This window comes from Komagataeibacter xylinus NBRC 15237 (assembly GCF_001571345.1).
Taxonomy (GTDB): domain Bacteria; phylum Pseudomonadota; class Alphaproteobacteria; order Acetobacterales; family Acetobacteraceae; genus Komagataeibacter; species Komagataeibacter xylinus.
The window spans coordinates 1-17,670 of the sequence record NZ_BCTP01000037.1 but is presented as its reverse complement, the minus strand read 5'-3'; the positions used below and the strand labels follow the sequence as shown (position 1 = coordinate 17,670).

At 59.6% G+C, this 17,670-nt stretch carries 23 protein-coding genes; 11 read left to right on the top strand and 12 right to left on the bottom strand.

Features of this window, described 5'->3' with window-relative positions; translation table 11 throughout:
• Positions 1–144 precede the first annotated feature (144 nt).
• Together GXY01S_RS12685 and GXY01S_RS12680 are read left to right on the top strand one after the other, a co-directional pair.
• A complete protein-coding gene (locus GXY01S_RS12685) occupies positions 145–378 on the top strand; it encodes a hypothetical protein (RefSeq protein WP_061275638.1) in 234 nt (77 codons plus the stop codon).
• 25 nt (positions 379–403) lie between these two features.
• A complete protein-coding gene (locus GXY01S_RS12680) occupies positions 404–802 on the top strand; it encodes an immunity protein Imm33 domain-containing protein (protein ID WP_174520966.1) in 399 nt (132 codons plus the stop codon).
• Between the two features lie 49 nt (positions 803–851).
• On the opposite strand, the gene GXY01S_RS18245 is transcribed toward GXY01S_RS12680, so the two are convergent.
• The 4 genes from GXY01S_RS18245 to GXY01S_RS18240 all read right to left on the bottom strand — a co-directional run bounded on the left by GXY01S_RS18245 (position 852) and on the right by GXY01S_RS18240 (position 2,395).
• Positions 852–1,037: a hypothetical protein gene (locus tag GXY01S_RS18245; RefSeq protein WP_129551207.1), complete on the bottom strand. Its 186-nt coding sequence runs from the start codon at positions 1,035–1,037 to the stop codon at positions 852–854.
• A 79-nt stretch (positions 1,038–1,116) separates the two neighbouring features.
• On the bottom strand, positions 1,117–1,650 hold the full coding sequence (locus GXY01S_RS12675; RefSeq protein ID WP_061275633.1) for a DUF4142 domain-containing protein: 534 nt from the start codon (positions 1,648–1,650) through the stop codon (positions 1,117–1,119).
• Between the two features lie 98 nt (positions 1,651–1,748).
• A complete protein-coding gene (locus tag GXY01S_RS12670; RefSeq protein ID WP_061275653.1) occupies positions 1,749–2,123 on the bottom strand; it encodes a con-10 family general stress protein in 375 nt (124 codons plus the stop codon).
• Between the two features lie 20 nt (positions 2,124–2,143).
• On the bottom strand, positions 2,144–2,395 hold the full coding sequence (locus GXY01S_RS18240; RefSeq protein ID WP_129551206.1) for a hypothetical protein: 252 nt from the start codon (positions 2,393–2,395) through the stop codon (positions 2,144–2,146).
• 34 nt (positions 2,396–2,429) lie between these two features.
• On the opposite strand from GXY01S_RS18240, the gene GXY01S_RS12665 reads away from it, so the two are divergent.
• Positions 2,430–2,900: a hypothetical protein gene (locus tag GXY01S_RS12665; protein ID WP_061275631.1), complete on the top strand. Its 471-nt coding sequence runs from the start codon at positions 2,430–2,432 to the stop codon at positions 2,898–2,900.
• A gap of 115 nt (positions 2,901–3,015) precedes the next feature.
• On the opposite strand, the gene GXY01S_RS12660 is transcribed toward GXY01S_RS12665, so the two are convergent.
• Positions 3,016–3,708 (bottom strand): YfdX family protein, encoded by a 693-nt coding sequence (locus GXY01S_RS12660; RefSeq protein WP_061275629.1) that lies wholly within the window; start codon positions 3,706–3,708, stop codon positions 3,016–3,018.
• Positions 3,709–3,909: 201 nt separating this feature from the next.
• Between GXY01S_RS12660 and GXY01S_RS12655 the strand changes: the two genes are divergently transcribed.
• Together GXY01S_RS12655 and GXY01S_RS12650 are read left to right on the top strand one after the other, a co-directional pair.
• Positions 3,910–4,293 carry a VOC family protein gene (locus tag GXY01S_RS12655; RefSeq protein WP_061275627.1) on the top strand — a complete coding sequence of 128 codons (384 nt, stop codon included), beginning with the start codon at positions 3,910–3,912 and terminating at the stop codon, positions 4,291–4,293.
• A 100-nt stretch (positions 4,294–4,393) separates the two neighbouring features.
• The gene (locus tag GXY01S_RS12650) at positions 4,394–4,873 is read left to right on the top strand and encodes a DUF3574 domain-containing protein (protein WP_061275625.1); all 480 of its coding nucleotides are present in this window, start codon (positions 4,394–4,396) and stop codon (positions 4,871–4,873) included.
• A 252-nt stretch (positions 4,874–5,125) separates the two neighbouring features.
• On the opposite strand, the gene GXY01S_RS12645 is transcribed toward GXY01S_RS12650, so the two are convergent.
• Positions 5,126–5,725, bottom strand: a complete 600-nt coding sequence (locus GXY01S_RS12645) for a sel1 repeat family protein (protein WP_169797744.1) — start codon at positions 5,723–5,725, stop codon at positions 5,126–5,128.
• A gap of 580 nt (positions 5,726–6,305) precedes the next feature.
• On the opposite strand from GXY01S_RS12645, the gene GXY01S_RS12640 reads away from it, so the two are divergent.
• Entirely contained in the window at positions 6,306–7,790 is a 1,485-nt protein-coding gene (locus GXY01S_RS12640; protein WP_242501371.1) for an acid phosphatase, read from the top strand.
• 23 nt (positions 7,791–7,813) lie between these two features.
• Here the strand turns inward: GXY01S_RS12640 and GXY01S_RS12635 are convergent, their stop codons facing one another.
• A complete protein-coding gene (locus GXY01S_RS12635; protein ID WP_061275651.1) occupies positions 7,814–9,016 on the bottom strand; it encodes a cytochrome-c peroxidase in 1,203 nt (400 codons plus the stop codon).
• A gap of 253 nt (positions 9,017–9,269) precedes the next feature.
• On the opposite strand from GXY01S_RS12635, the gene GXY01S_RS12630 reads away from it, so the two are divergent.
• The 3 genes from GXY01S_RS12630 (at position 9,270) to GXY01S_RS12625 (ending at position 11,628) form a co-directional block, all read left to right on the top strand.
• The gene (locus GXY01S_RS12630; RefSeq protein ID WP_061275619.1) at positions 9,270–10,217 is read left to right on the top strand and encodes a nucleoside hydrolase; all 948 of its coding nucleotides are present in this window, start codon (positions 9,270–9,272) and stop codon (positions 10,215–10,217) included.
• Positions 10,218–10,413: 196 nt separating this feature from the next.
• Positions 10,414–10,650: a hypothetical protein gene (locus tag GXY01S_RS18235; RefSeq protein ID WP_110570428.1), complete on the top strand. Its 237-nt coding sequence runs from the start codon at positions 10,414–10,416 to the stop codon at positions 10,648–10,650.
• Between the two features lie 192 nt (positions 10,651–10,842).
• Positions 10,843–11,628, top strand: coding sequence for a sulfite exporter TauE/SafE family protein (locus GXY01S_RS12625; protein WP_061275617.1), 786 nt, complete (start codon positions 10,843–10,845; stop codon positions 11,626–11,628).
• Between the two features lie 124 nt (positions 11,629–11,752).
• Here GXY01S_RS12625 and GXY01S_RS12620 read toward each other — a convergent pair whose 3' ends face one another.
• From GXY01S_RS12620 to GXY01S_RS12600, 5 genes are all read right to left on the bottom strand, one after another.
• Complete coding sequence (locus tag GXY01S_RS12620) at positions 11,753–12,262, bottom strand: MucR family transcriptional regulator (RefSeq protein ID WP_061275615.1); 510 nt, start codon at positions 12,260–12,262, stop codon at positions 11,753–11,755.
• Between the two features lie 831 nt (positions 12,263–13,093).
• On the bottom strand, positions 13,094–13,873 hold the full coding sequence (locus GXY01S_RS12615) for an ABC transporter ATP-binding protein (RefSeq protein WP_061275613.1): 780 nt from the start codon (positions 13,871–13,873) through the stop codon (positions 13,094–13,096).
• Positions 13,873–14,976, bottom strand: coding sequence for a FecCD family ABC transporter permease (locus tag GXY01S_RS12610; protein ID WP_061275611.1), 1,104 nt, complete (start codon positions 14,974–14,976; stop codon positions 13,873–13,875). The genes GXY01S_RS12615 and GXY01S_RS12610 overlap by 1 nt, the downstream gene beginning before the upstream one ends.
• Entirely contained in the window at positions 14,963–16,099 is a 1,137-nt protein-coding gene (locus GXY01S_RS12605) for an ABC transporter substrate-binding protein (protein ID WP_061275609.1), read from the bottom strand. Before GXY01S_RS12605 ends, GXY01S_RS12610 begins: the two co-directional genes overlap by 14 nt.
• Positions 16,100–16,112: 13 nt before the next feature.
• The gene (locus GXY01S_RS12600; RefSeq protein WP_061275607.1) at positions 16,113–16,655 is read right to left on the bottom strand and encodes an iron transporter; all 543 of its coding nucleotides are present in this window, start codon (positions 16,653–16,655) and stop codon (positions 16,113–16,115) included.
• 177 nt (positions 16,656–16,832) lie between these two features.
• Between GXY01S_RS12600 and GXY01S_RS12595 the strand changes: the two genes are divergently transcribed.
• On the top strand, positions 16,833–17,351 hold the full coding sequence (locus GXY01S_RS12595; RefSeq protein ID WP_061275605.1) for a hypothetical protein: 519 nt from the start codon (positions 16,833–16,835) through the stop codon (positions 17,349–17,351).
• A 106-nt stretch (positions 17,352–17,457) separates the two neighbouring features.
• A partial coding sequence (locus GXY01S_RS12590; protein ID WP_156470312.1) for a hypothetical protein occupies positions 17,458–17,670 on the top strand: 213 nt, incomplete at its 3' end.

Genomic DNA, 17,670 nt, shown 5'->3' with positions numbered 1-17,670 from the left:
ACCCACACGGTTAAGTGATACTGATTGTGGAGTCGTATTACTTATACGGTTTAATAAAAGTGGCAATTTCGTGTCATTATTTATAATATATACGGATGCGGTTATTATTCTCTCCATCAGGGAGCCGCATGCAAATGGCAGGATGTGAACGCAACCTTAAAAATCATCAAAAACGGCCTGACCCTGCATACATCGGGCCTACCGGGCAGTAACGGCCATGAATTGCACGCCACCGTATCGCAGCCCCGCCTACTTGCGGGGTATGAAAATTTCCTGTGCTACGCCATCGAACGCATCACCATAAAACACAGGCCCATAGAACCTGACGACCCGATCCGTTACGGCTACTGGGCCACGCGTAGCGCCGCTTGCGGCTGACGGCTACCTCGATTTTCATGAACCCGTGCCCGGCTACCCCACCTTCGGGCTGGAAGAACAGAGCGGCGTGGACGCCTGCGTGACCTACCGGGAAGAACAGCACGCCACCTGCCGCACCGTACAGGCCACGTTCACCCCGCCTGAGCCCGAGCAGTTGATAGTCATCTTTGATAGGGTTCATGAGGGCGATGAAGTGCAGGGCGTGCGCCATGCGTCCCCACCCCATATGTCAGGCTGGTGGATCACCACCGACCGCTATGATGATGACATCGCCAGCCTGAAAACCGTCCACGCCTGTCATGTCACCACGGCACGGCCTGAGCTTGCGCGGTATCTGGCCCTGCCGCCGCGATGGCGGTTCGATACAGCGTGGAACCACATTGCCTTCGAGCCTGAAGCCAGCCGGCCTGGAGAGGAAAAATAAAGCCGCCCTGATTGAAAAAAAGGCGGCTTTACAGGCAGGGCTGCCACGATCAGAACCGTGGCAGCGGGATATGGGGCGCGAAAAGGCATGTCAGCACGATAAGCGTTACAAAAAACACCACCATGCCCCCCACAATAAAGACATGCCGCTTTTCCGCCGGGGTGGCTAGGGGCGTATCACGGCGGGGGTCGGTCGTCGCCCCACCGCGCAACTGTTTGTCTTGACCGTATTGCATGGGAAATACTCCCTTGGCAGACATTGATACAGGCCGCCTCCCGGGCAGGAAAGGCGCACGCCTGTGGTTTTACGGGGTTTTACTGAGGCAGGTTCTTGGCCATCTGCAGGTGGTTTTCAAGCGTGGGCAATGTATTGCCTGCCCATGTCTTGAGGGCTGCGTTATCACCGCTCTGCGCGTAACGGCGGAAGAGCGAGACAGCATCTTCATGCCCCGCGATCTGGTCGGCGCGGTACTGCAGGGCGAAGTCACGGCCATGCAGGGTCCTGAGGTGATCAAGCTTGTCCTGATGCGCCTCGTCAATGCCGGTCGGCGGGCTGACCTGTACATTGCTGCTCTGGATCAGGTCTTTCAGGGCGGCCGATGTTTTCTTGTGGTCTTCGATCATCCGGTTGGCAAAGGCGGCAAGCTTGGGGTCGTTGCCCTGCAATGCCAGTTCACTGGACTGGATCTCGAACATATCGCTGATCGTGGCGATCTTGATGAAATCTTCCGTGCGGGGCGCAACACCCATCAGCGAATTGATGCCTGCCTTTTCGGGTATGGACTGGGCCAGGACCGGCGCGGGCACGCAGGCGACCAGCCCGAGTATCACCATCATGCTTTTTTTCATTGTTTTACTCCAGATGGATCAGAAATCCGTATCATCCCGGCCCCGCCGGGCAATGACAGGAGGCGGAACCAGACAGGGATTCCGCGCCCCCGCATCAGTCAGGACTTATCGTGATCGTGGCTATGCTGGCCGCCCTTGCGCCCGGCCTGTGCCGCGCGTTCGGGGTCGTTGGCAAAATTACCGCCGCTGTGCTGGCCGCCTTTATGGCCTGCCTCGGCGGCCTTTGCCGGGTCATGGGCAAAATTGCCGGGGCTGTTCTGCCCCCCCTTATGGCCTGCGTCGGCGGCGCGCTCGGGGTCTTTGGCAAAATTGCCCGAACTGTGCTGGCCGCCCTTGTGGCCTGCCTCCGCGGCTTTCTGGCGGTCATTGGCGAAGTTGCCCGGATTGTGCCCGGCACCCCCACCGCCCCGGCCGTCAGCCGGTGCGAGGGAGGCAGTACGGGTGCGTTCTTGCATGGGAATGCGATAAGCCATGATCATTCACCTTTTCCAGATTACAGCACGGATACAGGATCCTTGTTTTTTCTCGCCGCCTCATGGGGCCGTGGTGAGAAAGCAATCCCGGCAATATGCGCTGTGGTGGGTTCAACGAGGCAACCGGTAGGCGGTTTCGGCATGACCGTGGAAAATAAAAAATAAATATTCAGGACCAAAAACGCCTCATATGGGCCAGATCCATAATAAAGCGAAGCGGCTACTCCCACTTCGCCCGCAACCCGTTCCCCTGTCATGCGATAGGAAGCCATGCCCGTGGGCTACCGCATCAGGATAAAGAGAAACATGCAACATCTGTCCCGCTTCGCGTTTGCCTGCGCCAGCCTGCTGCTCATGATGCTGGCCCTTTTCCTGCTGACATTTGGCATGTTCGACCTGCTCAGGGTGCTGGGGCAGTCGTGGCATGCAGGCCGCAACGCCATATTGCAGGCCATAAGCTATGTCGTGATTGCGGTGGCTGTATTTGACGTGGCCAAATACTTTGTCGAGGAGGAAGTGATCCAGACCAGCGGCAAGAAAAGCCTGGGCGAGGCACGGGCCAGCCTGACCAAGTTCATCACCACCATCATCATTGCTGTGTTCATTGAGGGGCTGGTTGGCGTTTTCGAGACCAGTACAAGCGAACCGGCTGCCATTCTCTACCCTGCCAGCCTGCTGGTGGTGGCCACCTTCATTGTTCTTGCGCTTGGCGCGTTCCAACGCATGAGCGTGGATGCCGAGCGTGAAAAGAAAAAGGTGGGTGGCGGGGAGGAATAACCACCCTGCCCCACTGGGCTTCAGTGTTGCAAAAGGAGTGCCGCCTTTTTTCAAAAAGGCGGCACCCCGAAACTTTAATCTTATTTACCCAAACAGCCTTTACATCCGGAGCAGGTTATTTCTGCGCGGGAGCTGCCGGGGCCTTGGCGCCCGGAGGGGCCAGCGTCTCGGACACATCTTCCGAGATGAACACGACGCTATCAAGCACCTGCTGCAGGGCTGCGGAAGCCTCCTGCGGGTGACGGGCCTCGGTAAAGACGGTGGCGCGGTTGATCGCCCCCTGCGTGGGTTCAAGCGCTGTCAGCGCCATGATGAAATCGGCATCCTCGCCCACGACCTGCAGCGTCTGCGCGGCCTGCTTGGTCTGGCCTGCCTTGAGCTGGGTGTTGGCGGTGGCGATGGCGGCCTTCTTCTCGGGGGCCAGTGTCTCGCTGCCAATGATTTCACCACCAACCGGAATCCAGGTCACGGGCGTGGTGCCAGCCACATGGCCGGGTGCCGCCGGGTGCTGCGGGGCGGGGTGGAGGCTGGTCTCGGCGGCGATGAACTGCGCGCTGGCCTTGCCTGCGGCGGTCAGGCGCTTGGTCGCGTCATACAGCGCGGGAATGGCGGCATCGGTCTGGCCTGCGTCGAGCACCTGCTTGGCATTAAGCACGTCGAGCATGGCACGCTGCCCATCAGCCGATAGATGATTGAACGCACGGGTGGCCTTGAACTTTTCCCAATCCGTATGCACCGATGCCGCGTGGGCCCCCAGTGGTGCGGCGAGCAGTCCCGCCACGGCGGCCAGTGAAGCGATAAAACGCATGGTTTCCCTTTTCAGAGCAATCTGTCTGTCATGTATTCCGTGGCCCGGATATCCGGGCCTGGGCGGAATGTTACGAAAAATGGCATGCGGGGTCCATGACTATTCCGATCGTTACCGCACGGATCGCGCCGGGGCGGTTGTCGGCCCGCAGCACGCCGTGCCATTATTGCCCCGGACTATTATCGTTCAGGGAGAAAAGGCATGTTCAGCCATATTGTCGTTGGCGCCAACGACATTGAAGCCGCGAAGAAATTCTACGATAGCATATTTGCAACCCTCGGCGTGCCAGCCGCCACCATCAATGCCAAGGGCAAACTGCTCTATAATGGCGATACGGGTTTTTTCCTCGTCACAAAGCCGGTAAACGGCCAGCCCGCCACGGCCGCCAACGGGGGCACGATCGGCTTTGCCGCCCCCTCGCCTGAAGTCATCGATGCATGGCATGCAGCCGGCGTGGCCAATGGCGGCACCACCTGCGAAGACCCGCCGGGCATCCGCCACATGCCCAATGGCGACCTCTACCTGGCCTATCTGCGCGACCCGACCGGCAACAAGCTGTGCGCGCTTTATCGCGTCCAGTCCTGATCCCGTCTACCTTTATGGGCGCCGCTTTTTTTGAAAGGCGGCGTTCTTTTGAAGTTTTCTACTACGCTACGCCCCATAACGGGCAGGACGAATACAGACCATGAGTTGCCAGCCGATTGTTTTTTCAAGGCGATGGTGCCTTCATGCCGCCGCCATTCTTGCCATTACGGTAGCATCGGGCCAACCCGGCCACGCACGCGAACCACAGACGCCTGCCCCCGATCCGCTACAGGCCGCCTGCACGACATTGCAGGCTACGCCAATGTTGCAGGTCTCGCTGCTGTTTGGTCTCAACCGCCCTGATGGCGGTCATGTAAGCCGACGTGACTGGAGCCGTTTTGTGCGTGACGTCGTCACCCCGCGTTTTCCCGCCGGTTTTTCGGTCCTGCGCATGACCGGGCGGTGGCGGGATGAACACAGCGGGCGCATCATACGCGAACCTTCGCGCATCATATGGGTGGCAACCCCTCTCGACCCCGATCTCAGGTTGCGGCTTGAGGCGATACGCCAGGCCTATCGCCAGCGTTTTAGGCAGGATGCCGTGGGGCTGGTCATCACGCCGGGCTGCGCTGCGTTCTGAAACGATATTACCTGACTTTATGTATTGGCAATGCTTGGAGACTGTTTGAAAACAACTCATTGATAAAAATAATTAAAAGTTTTTGGATGCCGCCTTTTTTAACAATGCGGCGTTCTTTGAAGCTTTTTGAAAAAAGCTTCACCAAAAACTTTCTTGTCATTTATTGATGATCATTTTTAAAAACAATCTCTTATATAGATATTTGATTTATACTATTAAAAATATAGATTGCCTATTTTATAAAGATTTTTATTATAAATTCATTATTATATCCCTCTGAACGGAAAAACATGGTTCCAAGGTAGTCCTGTGCCCGCGCAGGCGCGCAAGCCCATTGAGGAACATGAGCAGTTCATCATCCTCATCAACTGTTGTCAGTTCATGGGCATGCGGCCCGATTGCGCCACATGGCCAATGGGGACGATCAAAAACACCCGGCTTGCCATTCAGGCCCGTCATGTAAAACAGTGCCGCGATGGACAGGTTGGCCTTGCAGCCCAGCGCCAGTTCGTCATGGTAGCCAAGGTTCATCACCAGCAGGGGCGCATATTTCAGGTTGCTCTCCATAGCTTTCCCGGCAAGGCTGTGCTGCCTTAATGTAAGGGCTTTTGTAAAATCCTGCCCGACAAGACATAGCCCCCCTTCCGAAGAGTAGAGATAGGCCAACTGCTCCATCGCGTTGCACATGCCATGTTCTGCTGCCCGGACAAGCCAATACATGCTTTTTTCATGCATGTCGGGGTGTATATCAAACGGAGCCGTTTTGACCTCATGTTCATGCTTCAAAGCATACGAAACGAGCTTCCTGTAATATAACAGGCCCAGCAGCCAGGCGCGACCGACGCAGGACATGGCCTCTCCGCTGCCCTGGTAAACCAGTCCATGGCATTGCCATCATCCCCCATGCCACCCAGGCGCAGCATGGCATCAGCACTGACCATACCGACTGCAACCTTCAGGCAGTCACGCGACAGGTCCGAGGGGGGGTGTGGGATCCGGCGGGCTGAGCCGCTCGGCAAGGATTGTGAGGCGTTCCGTTTCGGGGAAGAGTTTCATCTTTTCCCAAAGCTGCGCATCCGTGGCCAAGAAACGTAATCCTGATATCTATACCTTGATACAGGCATTTATATCATAATTTTATTTATGCATGCCGTAACAGTATGTGTTTATATGAAATTACAGGATTGCGGCATGGCGCTCACCACCAGCCCGGGGCGGCCCATCTCATGCGCGGGGTTCGCCATGTGCGCATCAGCCAACCATATCTGCGCCGCTGTATGAATTTTTCATGAAAGGCAGGCCCCGTGCGTTTTCTTCCTCCAACAAGTCTTTCATATACACAGGGCGTTACGCTGACAGCATTCGAGACTTCATGGCCCATCTGACCCGCACCCTGCTCCGCTTCACCCCCATTACGGCCTTACTGGCAGGCATGCTGGGCTCCTGCAGCAGCCAGGCCAGGCCTGCGGGCATGAAACAGATCGAAACGGTCGTGGTCATTTTTGCCGAGAACCGGTCCTTTGATAATCTCTATAACGGCTTTCCCGGCGCGGATACATCGGGCGGCAGGGTGGCGCTATTACGGCCCCAGCGCGACCGTGATGGCAGCGTGCTGCGCGAACTGCCGCCCGTGTGGGGTGGCCTGACAGCCCGCGGCGCGGCCGACCCCATAACCCAGGCCATGAGCGCGCACCTGCCCAACCAGCCTTTCCACATCGATGACCCCCACGGCTTCAACCGCCCCCTCAGCACGCTCACGCAGGATCTGTGGCACCGCTTCTACCAGAACCAGATGCAGATCAACGGCGGCCGTAACGACAGGTTCGTGGCCTGGGCCGATTCCGGAGCCCTCCCCATGAGCGAGTGGGACGGATCGCATATGGAGATGTGGCGGATTGCCCGGCGTTACACGCTGGCCGACCACTTCTTCATGGGGGCGTTTGGCGGTTCGTTCCTCAACCACCAGTGGCTGGCCTGTGCGTGCGCGCCCTTCTACCCGCAGGCTGATACCAGCGCGGCACAGCCGGTCATTTCAGCCGTAGCCCCTTCGGGCACCGCCCTGCTCGTGGCGGCGGATTCACCGCATTCGGCGCTGGAGGGCATTCCCAAATTCGTGCGCGATGGCAACCTCACGCCTGATTTTTACGCCGTCAACACCATGCAGCCCCCCTACCAGCCCAGCGCCAACCCCGCAGCCCCCGGGCAGGATCCGCGTTACGCCGATCCCGCACGCGCCACCACCCTGCCCGCACAGACCGCGCCCACCATCGGCGACCGGCTGAGCGAGCGCGGCATAACATGGGCATGGTACGCCGGAGCATGGGGTGATGTGCTCGAGCATGGCAATCATTACCCTGCCCCGGACTTTCAGTACCATCACCAGCCCTATAATTACTATGCCGCCTACGCCCCCGGCACGCCCGCGCGCAACGAACACCTGCGCGATGGGGGACTGGCAGGCGCGGGCTTTATCGCGGCCATTGACCACGGCCAGTTGCCGCAGGTCAGTTTCTACAAGCCACAGGGCAACCTGAACGAACATTCAGGCTATGCCGATATCCAGTCAGGCGATCATCATATTGCCGACCTTGTGGCCCATCTGGAAAAAAGCCCCCAGTGGCCGCACATGCTCGTTATTGTCACCTACGATGAAAATGGCGGCCTGTGGGACCATGTGGCCCCGCCCAGAGGCGACCGGTGGGGGCCGGGTTCGCGCATTCCGGCCATCATCATCTCGCCTTATGCGCGCCGTGGTCATGTTGACCATACGGTGCAGGATACAACCTCGATCCTGCTGTTCCTGACCAAACGTTTTGGCCTGCGCCCGCTTGATGGCGTCATGACCCGCGCGCGCGCCATACGGGCGGCTACCGGCCACCCTCTTGGCAACCTGACGGGCGCACTGAACCTGAGGTAATAAAAGCTGCTGGTGAAATTTTTCTACTGGCGTAACACCGGGCTGAAGTAACCATCCGTCAGGGTATGGAGAAAGGCCACGATCGCATCAATCTCGTCATCCGACAGGGCGGGCTGTCCCTTGGGTCGGGGGCCGAACGGCGGGTCCATGTTGATGTTGGCATGGTAACGGGCAGGCAGGTCGTTATAGATCTGTATCCTGCCATCCGGGCCAGTCGGGTACCACAGCGCGGGGCGCACATCACGCAGCGCGTAAAACGCCACGGCCTGCCGCAGCGTATGGATGACCCCGTTATGAAAGAATACATGTCGTAGCGCCACGTTGCGCAGCGACGGCGTGCGGAAAAGCCCGCAATAGTCGTCGCGCCCCGTGAAATCGGTGCGATCGGGGCCACATAACCCCATATCGTAATAGGCCGGGTTGCGGTTGAGCCCGATGGCGCTGTTACGTGGCACGCCAAGGGCCACCAGCCCGTAATCACTGAATTGCGGCGGCGTGCCATCATGCCCCGGCGCGCTGACATGGCATGAGGCGCAATTGCCCTTGTCCGCCCGTTCAAACAACGCCAGCCCCTGCGCCTCACGCGCGGAGAGATGGGCCTTGCCCGCCAGTACCGCATCGTATTTGCTGCTATAGGGGTAAAACAGCCGGGCATCCTGCTGGTAGGTGGCCAGGGCCTCGGCAATCAGGGCAAAACGGGTGGCCGTATCATCCGGGCGGGGCGGCAGCAGGGCCTGCAGGCGCAGGCCGTAGCCTGCGGCATTGGCACGGCGCACCACGGCTTCAGGGTTGGCATTGGCCATTTCATAAGGGGAAAGCAGCGGTATGCTGGCCTGCCCCTGCGCCGTATCGGCCCGACCATCCCATGTCAGGCCGCCGGTGGGGCCGTTATCGATACTTTCATCGGCTTCATCTTCCGAATCGTGAAAATGTTCGGTGAACTGCGGCACGGCCTGCAGATAGGTGAGCGATGGCACCGCACGGTGCCCCCCCGGCTGCACCGACAGGTGATTGCCCTGCGCAAAAGCCGCATTGTCCTGATGGCACGATGAACAGGCCATATGCCCCGAAGCCGACAGTCGGGGATCATGAAACAGCTCGCGCCCCAACTGGCCTAGCGCCTGCACGCGGGTGCGTGCCTGCGGGCGCGACAGGACGGGGCTGGTGCCTTCCACCACTCCCTGCCCCCATGATGCAGCCCCGCCCCCCATCAGGGCGACTGCCATGACCAGCCCATGCAGGTTTGCACGATACAACGCGCGGCCGGCGCTGGTGCAACTGTGCGGCCTTGTTGAAAAAAAGTGGCACCAAAAAACTTTTTTCTTTTTCAATGCTCTGCTTCTACCGTTTTTCAAGTGGTCTTTCTTTTTCTCACTCCTGCGCGGGCGGATCAAGCGGGGAGACGGGGCGTGGCTTTGCCAATCCGGGTTCAATCGGGTTACGTGTGGCAGGCAAACGCCGTAGAGCATGAAGGACCGGATGACCGTGACCCCACGCAAGATCATCATCGATACCGATCCGGGGCAGGACGATGCGATTGCCATCATGCTCGCCCTTGCCGCCCCCGGCCTTGACGTGCTGGGCGTGGTCAGCGTGGCGGGCAACGTGTCGGTGCAGCACACGACCACCAATGCCTGCAAGGTGCTCGAACTTGCCGGACGCGCCGATATTGCGGTGCATGCAGGCTGTGCTGGCCCCCTGCGCCGCACGCCCGTTACCGCGGCACACGTGCATGGCCAGACCGGCATGGATGGCCCCACCCTGCCTGATCCCGTCATGCAGCCTTGCGCGCAGCATGGCGTGGATTTCCTGATCGATACAATCAGGGCGCATCCGCCGGGCAGCATAACGGTGGTGACACTGGGGCCAATGACCAACCTGGCCATGGCGCTGGTCAAGGCGCCTGATATTGCGCCGCGTATGGCAGGCATCGTTTCCATGGGTGGTGCATGGGCGCAAGGCGGCAATATCACGCCGAGCGCCGAGTTCAATGTCTATGCCGACCCCGATGCCGCCGATATCGTGCTGCGCCACACTACCCCGCACACGCTTGTGCCGCTGGATGTAACCCATCGCTTTCTGGTCACGCCTCCCCGGATGGCGCAGCTCAGCGCGCTGAACGGGCGCTGCGCCCGGGCGGCGGCGGCCATGCTGGGCTTTTCGGGGCGGTTTGACCTGGCCAAATATGGCTGGGACGGCGCCCCCCTGCACGACCCCTGCACCATTGGCTGGCTGCTCGCCCCCCACCTGTTTGCAGGCCGCGGAGTGAACGTGTCGGTTGAGGTGGGCAGTCCGCTCATGCAGGGTGCTACCGCCATTGACTGGTGGCATGTGACCGACCGGCCGCGTAACGCGCTTTTCCTCAACGAAGTGGATAGCGACGGACTATGGGCGCTGCTGCTGGCGCATCTGGAACGCCTGCCCTGAAGTCTGACAAGCAATAGTTTTCCGAAGCTTTTTGAAAAAAGCTTCACCAAAAACTTTTGTTATTTCAGAATATTATCGGGGCCGGTTTTTCACGCTCCTGCCCGCATGCTGCCTCCCGGCGTGTTTATTGCATTGTGCAAAACAACCATCGTGATCCTGCCGCAATCCGGGGCTTTCCTGCCAGCAGGAGGACGCCATGAAAAAGATGATTCTGGCTGTTTTTACTGCACTGCTTCTACTCGGTACCCAGGGCGGGGCGCAGGCCCAGCCCTGGCGGGAACATGACCGGCCACATTGGCACGCACCCTATGGCGATGGGCCGCGCCGCCCCTACTGGCGCGAGAGTGGCTGGCGTTATGACCACGCGCCGCCGCCACCCCGGTGGGCATGGCGCGCACCACCGCCGCCCCCGCCTTATCCCTATCCTTACTGATGATGGAACCCGGCCCCGTGCCGGGTTTTTTCTATTTTACGCGATACCTGCAAAAATGACGGGTCAGCTTATTAACGATCAGGCTTGTGTCTGCCCATAATTCCACGTAGATAATTGAACGTGTGATCAATATTTCACTTTGTTATATCGTATTTTTAGCGCCTGGCGATCAGAAACGGATAACCCGCCATCATGCCTCTGCTTGAATCCATCAACCTGCTTTATGTTCTCTCCGGCCTTGGCGTTGGCTTCCTCGTGGGCATGACCGGAGTGGGCGGTGGCTCGCTCATGACGCCACTGCTGATCCTGCTGTTCAAGGTGCATCCGCAATCCGCCGTGGGCACCGACCTGCTCTATGCCGCCCTGACCAAGACGGTGGGCACGCTGGTGCATGGGCGCAAACAATCGGTGGAGTGGCATGTGGTCGGCCGCCTGGCGCTGGGCAGCATACCGGCCACATTGCTGACCATTGCCGCCCTGCACTGGGCGGGCAGCCCCTCACCCGCGGTAACGCATGTCATTTCGGTCGCACTGGGCATTGCCCTGCTCATTACCGCGCCGAGCGTGCTGTTCCGGCACAAATTGCAGGAGCTATCACGCCGCAAGGCTGCTGCCATCGCCCCTGCCACCACCGCGCGCCTGACCACGCTGCTTGGCGCGGTGCTCGGCGTCATGGTTACGCTGTCCTCTGTCGGCGCAGGCGCGATTGGCATGGCGGCATTGATCTTTCTCTACCCCAGGCTGGAAATCCGTCGCCTCGTAGGCTGCGACATCGCCCACGCCGTGCCACTCACGGCCATTGCAGGCATGGGGCACTGGTGGATCGGGGACATCGACATGCCCCTGCTGGCCTCCCTGCTCTGCGGGTCTGTTCCGGGCATCATACTGGGCAGCCTGTGCATCGGGCTTATTCCTGACCGGGTGCAGCGGATCATACTGGCCGCCATCCTCCTGACCGTGGGCCTCAAGGTTATCTGACTGGCATGGGCAGGCCGGGCGTCATGTAGGGTCAAATCGGATCGTTTCTTCTGCCCGATACAACAAACACCCGCTCCGTTACCGGGGCGGGTGTTTTGTGCTGGCATAACGGTAACCGGCAGGCTCAGACCAGTGTGGCGTCCGTGTTCTTCTTGCTGCGGCGCGTGCGGGTCTTGCGGGCAGGCTTTGCTGCGGGTGCTTCCTCAACTTCCTCGGCCACGGGTTCAACCACGACTTTCCGGCCAAGCCCGATCTTCTGGGCCAGCGACGAGCGGTGCGCGGCATAGCTCGGGGCGGTCATGGGGTAGCTGGCGGGCAGGCCCCACTTCTCGCGATACTGCTCCGGCGTCATGCCATAAGCGGTCTGCAGGTGGCGCTTGAGCATTTTCAGCTTCTTGCCGTCTTCAAGGCAGACGATGTAATCGGGGAAGACCGACTTCTTGATGGGCACGGCAGGCTGCAACGGCGCGGGTTCAACCGCCTTTTCAGCGCCAAGCGCCTTGAGCGCAGTATAAACCGTTTCGACAAGGGTGGGGATCTGGTCAACAGCAACCGTATTATGGTTGGTGTGCGCGGCCACGATCTCGGTGGTCATGGATACCAGTTCGGTATGCGGGATTTCTTTATTATCCAATGTCGGTACTTTCCTTGGTGGTCGGGTCATCAGGGGATGATTGACCCTATGAGTAATAATCATGCGTGTATTATGCAACCACAATAAAGCATTTTAATCCGTAATTTTTACGCCACCCCCATTACAGCCCCGCCTGCTTCTGCCCTCAGCATAGGTTGCATAGGGTGTGCCATGCTGTTCTTGCAGGTCATGACTACATCATAATAATCCAACCATTATCCTGCTCCCAACACATATGCAATTATTTTGTTTATAATAATTAAACGTGGCATGCCCGGCAAAGGACACGTTACTGCTTTTGCATTAAGGAATTTTCATTGTATCCGTATCAATAACAGGAACAGAGTATAAACACAGGATGTTACGACAAGTTTTAGCGTTTACGGTTTATATTATGATGGAAATGTGATATTTCCTCATCAATAATCACAGGCAGCCCGGTTCATCCTGTACGCAGCAGGCTACGCCTGTAACCGCACCGCCTGCGCGCCCATCGTCACATCTTGCCAGGATGCTTTTATATATCAGCAATTTTTTCCAGTATCGCGCCTGAATACAGTATCCAGAACCACACCATGCTGGCCCATGGGCACTGCATGCCCCCACACCCGCGCGCGTAATGCAGGCACCCCACTTCATGGCCGCCTTCACGCTATTGTAATGCACAATATAATACGCTGCCTTGCAGGCATTGCCCGTCGGCGCCTGCCCTTCAATGTTGTTATGACAGATAACCCGTTACTTATGATTCGCCCCTGCCCTCCACAGGCAGGCTGGAAAAATATCCATTATGTAATGAATTGTAATTTCTATCGGGCCTCGAATCCCGACTTAACGCAGCCCGTCAACCATGACGTGTGGAAGACCCCGGCTACATTTTTCCACCCGCGCCACAATATCATAAGTCCGGGCCAGCGTTACGGGTGTAATGACAGCTCCGGGCGCACCTGCGGCAATGATCCGCCCTTCGCGCAAAATCACGTCATAGTCGGTCATCCGCACGGCAATATTGAGGTCATGCAGCACCATTACGGTCACGATCTGCCGTGCAGCGGTTTCACGCCGCAGTATCTCCATCACCGCAAACTGGTGGTGCAGGTCGAGTGCGCTGAGCGGTTCATCAAGCAGCAAGGCATCGGGGTGGCGGCCAAGCGCCTGCGCAAGCCCCACAAGCTGCCGCTGCCCGCCCGAGAGTTCATCCATATACCGCATGGACAGATCGGCTATGCCAAACACATCGAGCATATGCAGGGCGGCATCGATTTCATCGCCCTGTACATCGGGTGGAACAACGCCGGTGGCATGCTGGGCCGCGAGCATGGATTCCAGCACCTGCAGGTGCACCATGGCAGGCAGGGCCTGCGGCAGGTACAGGCAGCGCCGCGTGCGCCGGGCCAGAGTGAGGCCCGTCAGGTCATCCACCCCCAGCATGACCCGGCCCGTGGCCTCGCCCAGCCCGGCCAGCGCGCGCAGCAGCGTTGACTTGCCGCTGCCATTGGGGCCAAGCAGCGCCGAGACCCTGCCGGGCGGAAACGGGCCGACACTGATGTCATCCAGCACCGTACGCCTGCCATAGCGCACGGTCATGTGCTCGCAGTACAGCCCGTCCATCAGCTTATGCTCCGCCTGCGCAGCACGATGCCAAGAAAGAACGGGATGCCGACCAGCGCCGTTACAATCCCGGTGGGAATGACCACGCCCGGCAGCAGGTTGCGCGCCGCGATGGAGGAGAGCGACATGACCAGCGCGCCGACCAGCATGCTGCCCGGCAGGTAAAAGCGGTGGTCCTCGCCCAGCAGGCGGCGGGCGATATGCGGGGCCACCAGCCCCACGAAGCCGATGGTGCCCACGAACGACACGGCCAGGGCGGACAGGATGCTCACCCGCAGCAGTGCGCCACGCCGCACGCGCGGCACATCCACGCCCAGGCTTGCAGCGCGTTCCTCGCCCATGCGCAGCACGGTCAGCTTCCATGAAGCCGCGAAAGAAAGGGGGGCAACAATCACGCAGGCGGCAGCCAGCAGGCCCAGCTTGGGCCATGTTGCCCGTGTCAGGCTGCCCATGGTCCAGAACACAAGGTCCTGCAACGCATCTTCATTGGCTACAAACTGTAGCAGCGACACCAGCGCATGAAAGGCAAAAACAAGCGCGATGCCAAACAGCACCACCGTGCCGGTGCCCGCGTTACGCCTGCGCGAGACCATGTCGAGCAGCAGCACGGAACCTATGGCAAAGACAAAGGCATCGCCCGACACCACCCACGCATCGGGCACGCCGGGCAGCCGCCAGCCCAGAATGATGGCGAGCGATGCGCCAAACGCCGCCGCAGCCGAAACCCCGAGCGTAAACGGGCTTGCCAGCGGGTTGGCCAGCACGGTCTGCATTTCGGCCCCCGCCAGGCCAAGCGATGCGCCCACGCACACTGCCATGAGCGCATAGGGCAGCCTGATCTGCCACACGATCACGCCCTGACCTGCGGGCACATGATGCGGGTGCAGCAGGGTGCGGATGAGTGCCGAAGGCGAAAGCCCCGATGGCCCGAGCGAGAAATCAAGCACCACCGAGGCCGCGATCAGGGCAAGCAGCAGGCCAAGCAGGCCCATGCGCCGCCGCAGCAGGCTTTGGTAACGCCCGCGCACCTCACGCGCATAATCAGACAGGCCGGTGGAAGGAGAAACAGAGGGCGTGCCAACCGATTCCTCAGGGACGCGCATCAATCCAGAAGGTCCCTTCCTGCTTTACGGGGAGGAAGCGGCTGTACAGTTCCTTCTGCGTGGCATCGGGGTCGATATCGGCAAACAGGTCGGGGTGGAACCACTTCGCCATGACCTCGATGGCAAGAATATTGTACGGCGAATCATAAAACGAATGCCAGATACCATGGGCATGCCCGTCCGTTACGGCGCGGAGCGATGAAATGCCTGGGCGTTCCATGACCCTGAGCAGCGAGGCACGGGCCACGTCCGGCGTCACTTCCGCCCCCATGCGCACGCCCGGGCCGCTGGCCTTCGGCCCCTTGGTGCCATCCGCAATATAGATATCGGGGTCGGAGGCGATCACTTTTTCGAGGTCGATATCACCAATATAGCCCGGCAGGAGGGGCGCTGCGATGTTCTGTCCGCCCGCAGCAGCAATGAACGCGCCCATATTGCCCTTGCCTGCCGTGTGGCAGCAGCTCTCGCGCATGGCGGCCAGCATTTCAATGAACACCCTAGGCCGCTGGCTTTCGGCCAGCGGGGCGACACGATCGGTAATGCGCCTGAGATGTGACTGGTAGAAGTCAAGATAATCAGCGGCTTCGTGCTCGCGGTGCAGCACCTGGCCCAGTATCTGCATGGAGCGGATGGTGTCATTGACCGGGTCGGCGCGGAAATCGACAAAGATCACCGGAACATGCGCGCTTTCAAGCTGGCCTACGAGTTCGCTCGCCTTGCCCGGCCCGTGGCCCGATACGGTCAGGATGGCAAGGTCGGGATGCAGGTCGAGCACGCGCTCGGGGCTGACGGTATCGGCCGTGGTCTTGCCGATCAGCGCAATATTGGCCGCCTGCGGAAAGCTGCCGACATACTGGTCATAGCTCTGCGTATCCGCGCCCCGGAACTCGCCCTGCCAGCCCACGATCCGGTCGAACAGGTGCTGTTTTTCCAGCGGGGCAAGGGCGTAGATCAGCCGCCCTTCCCCCAATATGATGCGATGGACACTGGCCGGCACGTCCACCTTGCGGCCTGCAAGGTCGGTCACGGTATCAGCCCGCACGGCAGGCGCGTGGGCCGCAATCCCGATGGCCATGACCGCACCACAGGCAACGGCACGCCATCCGTCCAGTATCCGTTTCATGATGATACCCTGATTACTTCTGGGGATAGGCGAAGTTGAAGGTCTCGCTGAACGGCTGCCAGAAGCCCGGCGTGCCGGTTTCCTTGTCCACGTGGTGCAGGAAGCCATTCTGCTCGGGCGAGGAATAGGTCAGCACCACCGTATAGCGGCCCGGGCCGTTCATCTGCACGTTATCGGCATAATGCGGGCCATCCTTGGCGGTCATGAAGTGCATGGTGCCCTCGGCCTTCCACGTCGTGCCATCCTTGGTCAGCTTGTAGCCGATGTTCAGATACGGCACCCAGGCGCCATCGGGGTAGCCCCACACGTTATCGGCCGTCGCGTGCACGTCGGTTTCAAGGTGAATGGTGTCGGGCTTGGTGTTGTCCGTCATGCCAGCGGGCATGGGGTCGACCATGATGCCGGTCAGGTAGCTTGAGGCAATTTCCATGTCATGTGCATGGACCGGGCCACCGATCGGGTATTCACGTGCCTGCGCGGCGGTAGCGAGGGCAGGCAATGCTGCTACGGCAAGAGCCAGAATGGAATATTTCTTGTTCATGATGACGGTTTCCATAACTTCGATAAAAATTGAAGTCCGCGCGCCTGCTACCATTTGATGTTATTGTTTGCAGTCGCGCACGGGCCTGATCGCAGCTTCCCATCCGAATGATCTCCCGGCTCTGTTAATGATAATTGTTATCATTGTCAACGGATGGTATGCCCTCTCCAAGGTAACGGAGAGCCACCCGCCATGATCACCCACCCCTTCGCCTTCATGCGCCTGCCCTATGCGGTTCTGATGGCGCTCGACAGCCGGATGTTCCACTTCTGGCTGCAGCCGGTCCATTACCTGATCCGCATCGTGCATATCATCAGCATGGCCATGTTCTTTGGCATGGACATGCTGTTCGACCTTGGCGTGCTCAGGCCCCGCATGGCCGCCCGGATCGCGCCCGCAGCCCAGCTCATGGTGCGGCCGCTGCACGTCACGTTTGCCATCGCCATGGTCTCGGGCGTGGTGCTGTTCTTCTATGACCCGGTGCATATCGGCAGCCGCGCGTATCTCACCCCCAAGCTGCTGCTCATTACGCTGGCCATGCTCAACGCCCTGTGGTGCCACCGCAGCGTCTATCTGCCCGTGCTGCGCGGCAATGGTGCCATGAGCATGCGCGGGCGCATCGGGGCCAGTCTTTCTCTGCTGCTGTGGAGCGGCGTGATGATCATGTCCTGCCTCAACAGCGAGGGCGTGCCCAAGGTATTCCTCAGGTAATGGCAGCATTGCGATTTGTGCATGATGGTTTGAATTGACGGCTTCGTATCAAAATGTGATTGAGAACCATTCTTAATGAAATTGATTCTCAATACGGCGGACCCCCATGAGCCCCTCATCCCTCGCGACAGCCATTGCCAGACATGCCTTTTCCCACTGCCCGGCATTTTCGCCCGCCAGCCGGACGCGCCACCGCCTGCGGGCCGGTTCGTGTCTGGTCTGCTTCGGGCTGGTACTGCCTGCAACCGGCTTCGCGCAGGTCCAGACCCAGATTGAGGAAGACCGGGCACGCCTGGGCAACTCCACCCCGCTTGTTGAA

What these genes read in the sequence shown, in the direction of transcription:
- GXY01S_RS18245 (WP_129551207.1), bottom strand. Translation starts at nt 1,037, where the DNA reads ATGCAATACGGTCAAGACAAACAGTTGCGCGGTGGGGCGACGACCGAC.
- GXY01S_RS12675 (WP_061275633.1), bottom strand. Translation starts at nt 1,650, where the DNA reads ATGAAAAAAAGCATGATGGTGATACTCGGGCTGGTCGCCTGCGTGCCC.
- GXY01S_RS12670 (WP_061275653.1), bottom strand. Translation starts at nt 2,123, where the DNA reads ATGGCTTATCGCATTCCCATGCAAGAACGCACCCGTACTGCCTCCCTC.
- GXY01S_RS18240 (WP_129551206.1), bottom strand. Translation starts at nt 2,395, where the DNA reads ATGGCTTCCTATCGCATGACAGGGGAACGGGTTGCGGGCGAAGTGGGA.
- GXY01S_RS12665 (WP_061275631.1), top strand. Translation starts at nt 2,430, where the DNA reads ATGCAACATCTGTCCCGCTTCGCGTTTGCCTGCGCCAGCCTGCTGCTC.
- GXY01S_RS12660 (WP_061275629.1), bottom strand. Translation starts at nt 3,708, where the DNA reads ATGCGTTTTATCGCTTCACTGGCCGCCGTGGCGGGACTGCTCGCCGCA.
- GXY01S_RS12655 (WP_061275627.1), top strand. Translation starts at nt 3,910, where the DNA reads ATGTTCAGCCATATTGTCGTTGGCGCCAACGACATTGAAGCCGCGAAG.
- GXY01S_RS12650 (WP_061275625.1), top strand. Translation starts at nt 4,394, where the DNA reads ATGAGTTGCCAGCCGATTGTTTTTTCAAGGCGATGGTGCCTTCATGCC.
- GXY01S_RS12645 (WP_169797744.1), bottom strand. Translation starts at nt 5,725, where the DNA reads ATGTCCTGCGTCGGTCGCGCCTGGCTGCTGGGCCTGTTATATTACAGG.
- GXY01S_RS12640 (WP_242501371.1), top strand. Translation starts at nt 6,306, where the DNA reads ATGCTGGGCTCCTGCAGCAGCCAGGCCAGGCCTGCGGGCATGAAACAG.
- GXY01S_RS12635 (WP_061275651.1), bottom strand. Translation starts at nt 9,016, where the DNA reads ATGGCAGTCGCCCTGATGGGGGGCGGGGCTGCATCATGGGGGCAGGGA.
- GXY01S_RS12630 (WP_061275619.1), top strand. Translation starts at nt 9,270, where the DNA reads ATGACCGTGACCCCACGCAAGATCATCATCGATACCGATCCGGGGCAG.
- GXY01S_RS18235 (WP_110570428.1), top strand. Translation starts at nt 10,414, where the DNA reads ATGAAAAAGATGATTCTGGCTGTTTTTACTGCACTGCTTCTACTCGGT.
- GXY01S_RS12625 (WP_061275617.1), top strand. Translation starts at nt 10,843, where the DNA reads ATGCCTCTGCTTGAATCCATCAACCTGCTTTATGTTCTCTCCGGCCTT.
- GXY01S_RS12615 (WP_061275613.1), bottom strand. Translation starts at nt 13,873, where the DNA reads ATGGACGGGCTGTACTGCGAGCACATGACCGTGCGCTATGGCAGGCGT.
- GXY01S_RS12610 (WP_061275611.1), bottom strand. Translation starts at nt 14,976, where the DNA reads ATGCGCGTCCCTGAGGAATCGGTTGGCACGCCCTCTGTTTCTCCTTCC.
- GXY01S_RS12605 (WP_061275609.1), bottom strand. Translation starts at nt 16,099, where the DNA reads ATGAAACGGATACTGGACGGATGGCGTGCCGTTGCCTGTGGTGCGGTC.
- GXY01S_RS12600 (WP_061275607.1), bottom strand. Translation starts at nt 16,655, where the DNA reads ATGGAAACCGTCATCATGAACAAGAAATATTCCATTCTGGCTCTTGCC.
- GXY01S_RS12595 (WP_061275605.1), top strand. Translation starts at nt 16,833, where the DNA reads ATGATCACCCACCCCTTCGCCTTCATGCGCCTGCCCTATGCGGTTCTG.